At 59.2% G+C, this 9,343-nt stretch carries 2 protein-coding genes; both read right to left on the bottom strand.

Annotation, left to right across the window (positions count from 1 at the left end):
- On the bottom strand, window positions 1–7,880 hold a 7,880-nt coding region (locus AC3G2T_RS38330), incomplete at its 3' end, for an amino acid adenylation domain-containing protein (protein WP_488438760.1).
- Between the two features lie 30 nt (window positions 7,881–7,910).
- The coding region (locus tag AC3G2T_RS38335) for a condensation domain-containing protein (protein WP_488438761.1) at window positions 7,911–9,343 on the bottom strand (1,433 nt) is incomplete at its 5' end.

Here is a 9,343-nt window from a genome sequence, read left to right on the forward strand (position 1 = left end):
TTCGCCCGCGCATTCAGCTCCCGGTACGTCCACGACCGCCCGCGATAAGTTACCGCCGGACGGTCCGGCGTCCGCAGCGCCTGCTCCTCGAACAGCCGATGGATCGTCGCATCCTCCGGCACGTCCAGCTCCGTCTCGTTCCAATCGAGCCTCCGCAGCTTTTCGGACGCCGGCACCATATCGACCGTCGACAAAGCCAGATCGGGGCAGGCTGTAACGGCCTTCAGCAGCTCCTGCAAATACCCGCTCCAACGCAGGATCGTGCTCTTTTTAAACAAATCGCTGGCATAGTCCAGTTGAAGCCCGATGTCCTCGCCCCGTTCAAACGCGCCGAACGTCAGATCAAACTTGGCGACGCCGCTCGAAACCTCATAGGGGCTGATGCTCAGCCGATCCAGCCGGAACGTTTCCTTGTCCGGATTTTCCACCGTCAGCATGACGTTAAACAGCGGATTGCGGCTCAAATCCCGCGGCAAATCCAGCTTGCCGACCAATTCCTCAAACGGGTAATCCTGATGCTCCAAGCCCTCCAGAGCGGTTTCCTTCACTTCCAGCACAAGCTGGCGGAACGTTTTCCACGCTGCCGGGCGGCTGCGCAGCGCCAGCGTGTTGACGAACATGCCGGGCATATCTCTGACCTCCGGGCTTGTTCGTCCGGCCGCCACGGACCCGACCACGATATCTTCCTGGCCCGTCAGCTTGCTGAGAAACACGTTGAATGCGGCCAGCATCACCATATGGAATGTTGTTCCGGTTTCCATGATGAACCTGCGCACCTGCTGCGCCGTCTCCCGGCTTGCGGCAAAGCGCACCCCATCGCCGTCAAAGCTTTGCACCGCCGGGCGCGGGTAATCCGTCGGCAAATTCAGCGCGGGAACGTCCTCCGCAAACTGCTCCAGCCAATACCGCTCCTGTCCGGAAATGTGCTTCCGCTGAGCGGGCTCGTTTTGCCACATCGTGTAATCCTTGTAGCTGAGCCGCAGCGCCGGAAGCGCCTCCCCGCGATACAGCAGGGCGATTTCCTTGACGAAAATCTCCCGGGAGATGCCGTCCGCAATAATATGGTGCATGTCGATCAGCAGCAGATGGCGCCGGCCGGAAATCCGGAGCAGCCCGGTGCGCAGCAGCGGGGCGGCGCTTAAATCGAACGGCTGGATAAACGCGCCGATGTTCAGCTGCGCCTCCTCCTCATCCACTTCCATTCGGATTAACTCTACCGGGGCTTGTTCATGAACGATTTGAACCGGATCCCCGTCGACTTCCGCAAACGAGGTACGCAGCGTCTCATGCCGCTCCACCAGCAAATTCAGCGCCTGCTCCAGCCGCAGCACATCCAGCTCGCCTTCGAGCAGCAGCACGGATGGCATGTTGTAGCTGACGCCCGGATTGAATTGATGCAGGACGTACATCCGTCTTTGCGCGGAGGAAACCGGATAATAATCTTGTTTGGCCGCCGGAACGATTCCGCTTTCCGTGAACCGCAGCTGCCCTTCCCGCTCCGCCGCCTCCATATAGTGCGCCAACTGGCGCACCGTCGGCCGGTCAAAAATCACCTTGAGCGGAATGTCTTTTTTCCACTTCGCGTGGATGCGGCTGATCAGTTGCATCGCTTTCAGGGAATGGCCGCCCAAATCGAAAAAGTTATCCTGTACGCCGACGGATTCCGCGCCAAGCGTCTCCTGCCAAATCCGGCAAAGCTCGGCTTCGGTTTCGGTCTGCGGCGGAACGCAGCCGCTCCCGTCCGGTCTTGCGAACGTTGGCGCCGGAAGCGCTTTGCGGTTGATTTTGCCGTTGGCCGTCAGCGGGATGGAGTCCATTTGCACGAAATGGGTCGGCACCATATACGTCGGCAGCTGCCCGGACAACCATTCCCGCAGCTCTGAGGCGGCGAGCGGCATGCCTGCCGCAAAATAAACGCATAGCTCCGGCGGCAGCGAGCCTTCCGCAATCGTGGTCGCGTACGCCGCGCCGACCTGCTCATGCTGCAGCAGCGCCGCTTCGATTTCGCCAAGCTCGACGCGATAGCCGCGGATTTTCACCTGGTCATCCATCCGGCCCAAAAACTCGATTTGCCCGTCCGGCAGCAAGCGGGCGAGGTCTCCGCTTCGGTACATCAAGGTTCCCGGTGAAAACGGATTTTCCACAAACTTCCCGCTCGTTAAATCGGGACGGTTCAAGTAGCCTTCCGCCAGTCCGGGACCGGCCAGGTACAGCTCTCCGGCCGCGCCTGCGGGGACTAGCTTGCGGCCGCCGTTCAAAATATAAGCTTCGGCGTTATGAATCGGCCGGCCGACGGTCGGACGCGCCGCAAATTCCGCCAGCCGCTGCGTGTCGATGCGCTGCGCAATGATACCGATCGTTGATTCCGTCGGACCGTAGTGATTCATCAGCGCCGCCCCCGGGTATTTCCGATGGTACAGCTTGAGATCGGCAGGATTAATTTTCTCCCCGCCCATCACGATCAGCCGCAGCGATTGCAGCTGCCGCGAAGCTTCAAAGCTTGAGGAATGCACGATCATATGGAATAAAGACGGCGTCAGCTTTATATAAGTCATGCCCTGCCGGGCCAGATAAGCCGTTAGCCGCTCCGGATCGGTGTACGTTTCCTTGGCAGCGATATGCAGCTCGCCGCCGGCCAGCAGGATCGGGAACAGACTCGTATAGCCCAAATCGAAGGCAAACGAAGACAACAGCGCCGTTTTGTCCGCGGGGGACAGCTCCGCCTGCTTCATGAACCAGGAGACGTAATTGACCAGTCCCCGGTGCTTCAGCTTGACGCCCTTCGGATTTCCCGTCGTTCCGGACGTATAAATGACATAAGCCAAATCGTCCGGACCGCTTGCCGCATCCGGCGTACCGGTCTGATCGCTTAACCAGCTTCCGTCCCGGATGTCCAGCATGTCCGCTTCCACCCCGCCGGACAAGAAGCCGGCATACTTCCGCTCGCTGATAATCAGGCGCGCTCCGCTATCGGCCAGGCAGTAGCGGATTCGCTGTTCCGGAAATTCCGGATCGAGCGGCAGGAAAGCGCCGCCCGCCTTCATCACCGCCAGAATCGATACGATCATGTCAGTGGAACGATCCACTAGCAGCACGACGATGTGCCCGGCCTTCACCCCGCGCTGCCGGAGCGCCCATGCTGCCCGATTGGCTTTTTCATTCAGCTCGCGGTAGGTCAGGCTGAGAGCCTCATCAACTACGGCCACGGAATTTTCCGTCTCAAACGCACGCTGTTCAAACAAGCCATGGAACGTTTGCTTCGCTGGATAGTCCGTCCGGTTATCACGGAGCCCTGCCAGCAAATGCTCGCGTTCGGCGGCCGTCATCAGCTCGATCTCCTCCAGACGGATCGCCGGCCGATCGACGACGGATTTGATAATTTGCAGCAAATGTCCGCTCCAGCGCCGGATCGTCTCCGGCCGGAACAACGCGGCGGCGTAATCAAAGCTAAGTCCGATTCCGCCTTCACCGTCCGGCTTCTGAACAGCTTCCAGCGTCAGATCGAATTTCGCCGTCCGGTGCATCACCGAATACGAGGAAATTTGCAGCTCTCCCAGCTTCAGGGCGGGCACATCCATGTTCAGCATATTCAACGACACGCTAAACAGAGGGTTGCGGCTCATATCCCGCTCAAGAGGCAGTCTTTCGATTAATTCTTCCAGCGGGTAATTTTGATGCTCGAACGCCTGCAAGCAAGTTTCCTTCACTTCGAACAAAAACTGTTCGAACGTCTTGCCGCCTTCCGGCGCGTTCCGCAGAGGCAGCGTATTGACGAACATGCCCGGTACGTCCTGAATTTCGGCCATCGTGCGGCCGGCGGCCGGGGAGCCGACCACGATATCTTCCTGGGCAGCATACTTGGACAGCAAAACGTTAAACGCCGCCAGCAAAAACATGTACAAGGTCGTATCCGTCTTGGCCGTCAACCGGTTAATCCGCCGCTCCAGCTCCCCGTCAACGCCGAAAACAAATCGTTCGCCGGCATGGCTCTGCACGGCAGGCCGGGCAAAGTCGGTCGGCAGATCGAGCACCGGAAGGTCTCCGGCGAACGTATCCAACCAATATCGCTCCAGGCGCTTCATATACTCACGCTGAGCCGGCGCATGCTGCCAAACGGCAAAATCTTTATAGTGCAGATTCGGCTCAGGCAGGTCCTCGCCCGCGTAAAGCTGCGCCAAATCACGGATCAGGATGCCCGTCGAACTGCCGTCCGAAATGATATGGTGCATATCGATCAGCAGCAGATGGCGCTGCTCTCCGAGCTGCAGCAGCTCCGCGCGAACGAGCGGCGTCTCGCCCAAATCAAACGGCCGGATAAATTCGCGAATCCGCGTTTCGGCCTCTTCTTCGGCTGCCGCCGTGCATGTCAGGCGGAACGGGACATGCTCATGGATGTTTTGCACGAGCTCGCCGTCCGCCATCTCAAACGAAGTCCGCAGTATCTCATGGCGGTTCATCATCGCCTGAAAAGCGGCTTCCAGACGGGGCTGTTCCAGCGCCCCCTCGAGCAGCAGGACGGCGGGAATGTTATAGCCGGTTCCGCCATCCCCCAGCTGGTTCAAGATGTACATCCGCCGCTGGGCCGAGGAAACCGGATAATGCGCTCCTGCGAGGGCGCGGACAAGCGGTTCAAGCGCTCCCGCCGTAGATGTATGCCCCGCTTTCCCGCCTGTACCTGCTTCCGCTTGATTGACCGTATCCGGCTCCGTGAAATACCGGGCCAAGCCGCGAATCGTCGGCCGGTCGAACAGCGCCTTGATCGGGATGTCCCGCCCGAGCTGCTGTTTGATTTTCGCGGTCAGCATCATCGCCTTCAGCGAATGTCCGCCCAGTGCAAAGAAATCGTCGTTTGCGCCAATGCGCGAAACGCCCAGCACCTCCTGCCAAATCGCGGCAAGCTGCCGTTCCGTTTCGCTTTCGGGCTCCGCATAGGCAGCGGCCGCTTCCTGGCCGAGATCCCCCGGCTCCGGCAGCTCCCGCCGGTTCACTTTGCCGTTGGCCGTGAGCGGCATTTGTTCCAACTGCGTAATGGAGGACGGGAGCATGTAATCCGGCAGCAGCTTCGTCAATGCCGAGCGCAGCTCTCCGGCGGCGAATTCCCGCTCTGTGGTGATGTAGGCGCATAAGACGCTCTCGCCGGCCTGATCCTGCCGTACAACCGCCGCCGCTTCGCTTACGCCTTCGACCTGCAGCAGCCGCGACTCGATTTCTCCCAGTTCAATGCGGAAGCCCCGCACCTTGATCTGATTGTCGATCCGGCCCATAAACTCGATGTTTCCGTCCGGCAGCCAGCGGGCCAAGTCCCCCGTGCGGTACAGCTTCTCGCCGAGAACAAAAGGACTCGCGGCGAACTTCTCCTCCGTCAGCTCCAGGCGGTTCAAATAGCCGCGGGCCACGCCGTCCCCGCCCACGCATAATTCCCCCGGTACGCCGGCCGGCAGCAGCTGCCCGTTCGCGTCCACGATATAAGCCGTGGAATTGCCGATCGGTCTGCCGATTGGAATCCGCTCCGCATAAGCCTCCCCGATCAGAAGGACGGTGGAAAACGTCGTGTTTTCCGTAGGGCCGTAACCGTTCCAGAGGGAAAGCACCGGGCAAGCCTCCCGGACTTGATTGACGAATCCGGGAACGAGCGCGTCGCCGCCGATGATCAAATGCCGCAGGCCGGCGAACATCGCCGCGTTTTGCCCGGCCAGCTGATTGAACAGCGGGGACGTTAGCCACATCGTGGTGATTTGCCGCTCGCTCAGGAAACCCGCAAAACCGGCCGCGTCCAGCAAGGTTTCCTTGGACACGGGATGCAGCGAGGCGCCGTGCAGCAGCGCTCCGAACAGCTCGAAGGTACTGGCGTCAAAGCTGATCGCACCCGTTTGCGCCATGCGGTCCTGCTCGCTGAAAGGGATGTACCCAGCATTTTTGACAAGGCGCACGACGTTTCTGTGCTCCACCATGACGCCTTTGGGCTGGCCCGTGGAGCCGGAGGTATACATGACATAAGCCAGATCCTCGGGCTTATTCACCGGCGGGAGGTTGACCACTTCCGCATCCGCTTCCGCCTCACCCCGAGCCCCGGTTTCGCCGGCAACGGCATCCAGATCGATCGGCAAAATCTCAACATCCGCCGCAGAACCCGTGCCTTGCCCCAGCGATTCTTCCGGCCGGCCGCGCTGCACCAGCATCAGTTTCATGCCGCTGTCCTCAATCAGGTAGCGGACGCGGTCCTGCGGATAATCCGGATCGATCGGCAAATACGCGCCGCCTGCTTTTAATATCGCCAAAATGCCGACGACCGCCTCGATCGACCGCTCCGCCATGATGCCTGCCGCCTCGTTCGGCTTCAAGCCCCGCTCCCGCAGCGTTCGCGCCAGCCGCCCCGCCGCAGCGTTCAACTGGCGGTAGGTCATCCGCCGTCCGCCAAACACGACGGCGACATGCTCCGGCGCAAGCCGGACCTGTTCCTCGAACAGCTCGGGAATCGTCCGCTCGCGCGGGTAATCCCGCTTCGTATCGTTGAACGCGTTCAGCACCTCGGCTTTTTCCCGCTCCGTCAGCAGGCTGACCTTGCCCACCTCCAGCTCCGGATTGCGGGCGAGCTCTTCGGCGATGCGGGTCAAATGGCCGGCTATTTTGCCGATCCACTCCTCGTCGTAGAGGGCGGCGTTGTACATCATTTTGAGCGACCATTCCTCGCCGGGGTAAACGATCAGATTAAAATCGTAATTTGTCTGTTCAAAAGCGTCGGCCACCTGGATCGAGAAACCGAGTCTCTGCTCCATGCCGCCATTTTGCAGCTCGCGGTCCAGCGGATAGTTCTCGAAGGCCACAAGATGGCCCACGAGATGATTTTTGAGCACCGAACGTTTCTGGATGTCGTACAGCGGCACATAATCGTACTTCTCGGCTTCGAGCGCATGCTGCTGTACGGATCGGGCCAGATCGGCAAAGCCGGCCTCAGGCTCGGCTGTTACCCGCACCGGGATCGTATTGATAAACAGGCCGGCCATGTTTTCGATGCCGTGAATGGCCGAGGGACGCCCGGACACGACGGTGCCAAATACGACGTCATCCGTGTAGTTGTACTTGCCGAGCAGTGCCCCCCACAACGCCTGAAACAAATTGGGCGGCGTCACATGATAACGGTTGGCGATCTCTTTAAGCGAATCAACGAGCTGTTTATCCCAGACGAACGTGTACATTTCGTTCCGGTACACTTCCTCGCGGTCCGCGGCCGTTTTCCAGTGCGGTACGGAGGTCGGCTTTTCAAAATCCGCCAGGCGCTTGTCCCAGTACGCGAACGCTTCATCCTTGTCCAGTTTGTCCAGCCATTTGACGTAGTCGGCATACGGCTTGTCTTGCCCGCTCGGGAGCGGCCGGTTCAGGCGGAAGGCCTCATAATACCCGAACAGCTTCTTCATCAGCACGCCCATGCTCCAGCCGTCCAGCAAAATATGATGGTTGCTCCAAATCAGATGGAACCGCTCCGAGTCAAGCTGGAACAGGGAGACGCGGAACAACTGGTCTTTGGCCAAATCAAAGCCCTGGGCCTGAAGCTCCCGTTTATGGCGGGCGATGGCCTGCTGGCGCTCTTCGGGCCGGAGGCCTGCGATATTTTCAAAATAAACCTCCGCCTTGCGCTCTGCGAGGACGACTTGACGCGGCCGCTGCAGCTGCTGATACACGAACACCGTGCGCAAAATATCGTAACTGCGGACAAGCTGATCCATGCTTTTTTGCAAAATCGCCCGGTCGAACGGCCCGGAAATGCACAGCTCCAATTGGGTGAAATAAGATGAAGACTCCGGATCCAGCATGGCGTGGTACAGCATGCCTTCCTGCATCGGCGTTAACGGGTACACCTTTTGTATTGTTTGTTTATCCATAAGTCCACCTCATCCAAGTTTTCCTCTGATTTAAAAAAGCTGAAGCAGTTGATCAAGCTCATCCAACGTTAACTCGTCGTCGCCCAGATCGCTTGGCGTAAGTGTGCCGCCCGTTTGGTTCAGGCAATGCTCGAGCAGCCGCAGCAAATGGGTTTTGAAGCTTTCGCTCAAAGACGACATCGTCCCGGCTTCGTATTCCAGTGAATGGTAGGCGATGCTCATGCGCAGGACGCCTTCTTCGATAAACCCGACCACGTCGAGCGAGGTCAATTTCTCCGAATTCGGACTGAGCGGGCTGCCCATCGGCAAAGCGGAGCGCACAAACAGCCGTGATTGCTCCATAGCCGCAAACTGTCCCAAATAGTTGAAGCTGATTTCCGGGCGCAGGGAGAAAGCCAGCCCTGCTTTATGCTCCTCCTGCGTCAAGTACCGCAAAATGCCGTAGCCGATGCCCTTGTTCGGAACATGGCGCAAATCTTCCTTAATCCGCTTGATTTGGAAAGCTAAATCCGTGGACCGCCCCATTTCGAGCACCACCGGATATTGGCTCGTAAACCAGCCGACCGTGCGCGAGATGTTCACGTCTCCAACAACATCTTCACGTCCGTGCCCCTCCAGGTTGACCAGGATTTGCTCATTTCCGCTCCACTCCTTCACAGCGAGACCAAGCGCCGTCAGCAGCAAATCGTTCATTTCCGTGCGGTACGCTTCATGGGCCACTGTCGTCAGCTGCTCCGTTTCCTTGGCGGTGAGTGCAAAATCAACCGTCCGGGCATGACGCATCCGCTGATCGGCAGCTTCTTGACCTTTGGGCAGCGGAGCGATCGCGCGGCTCTCCAGCTCACGCCAGTAATCCGTTTCCTTCAGTAACGCCTTGGATCCGGCATAGTCGGCAAGCCCGGAAGCCCAGTCTTGGAAGGAATGCGTTTTTTGCGGAAAAACCATCGCTTCGCCCCTGGAGGCTTGAAGATAACCGGATGCCAAGTCCTCCAGCAAAATCCGCCAGGATACCCCGTCGACCACCAAATGGTGGATGACCAGCAGCAGGTGATCGCCGTGATCCGTTTGGAAAAGCACTGCTTTCATCAGTGCGCCCCCGGTCAGGTCCAGGCTGCCCTGGAGCCGTTCCGCCTCGCGCTGTACCGCTTGTTCCAACTGAGCGGCCGCTCCGATCACCCGAATCACTTCCACATCCGGACGAACGTCCTCGGGTACGCGGTAATGCTGAACGACCTGCACCGGCTCCCCATGTCCGCCTTGCTCGATCACATATTCCATCCGCAGCGCGTCGTGGTGCTCAAGAAGCTTGGCCAGCGTGAACCGGACAAGCGCCGGATCAAAGCCGGACGGCGCATGCAGCATAATCGACTGGTTCCAGTGATGGCGATCGGTAAAGTTCCGTTCGAAAAACCACTGCTGAATCGGGGTCAGCAGCACTTCGCCCTGTACCGGTCCCTGATCTG

This window comes from Paenibacillus sp. sgz302191 (assembly GCF_057749925.1).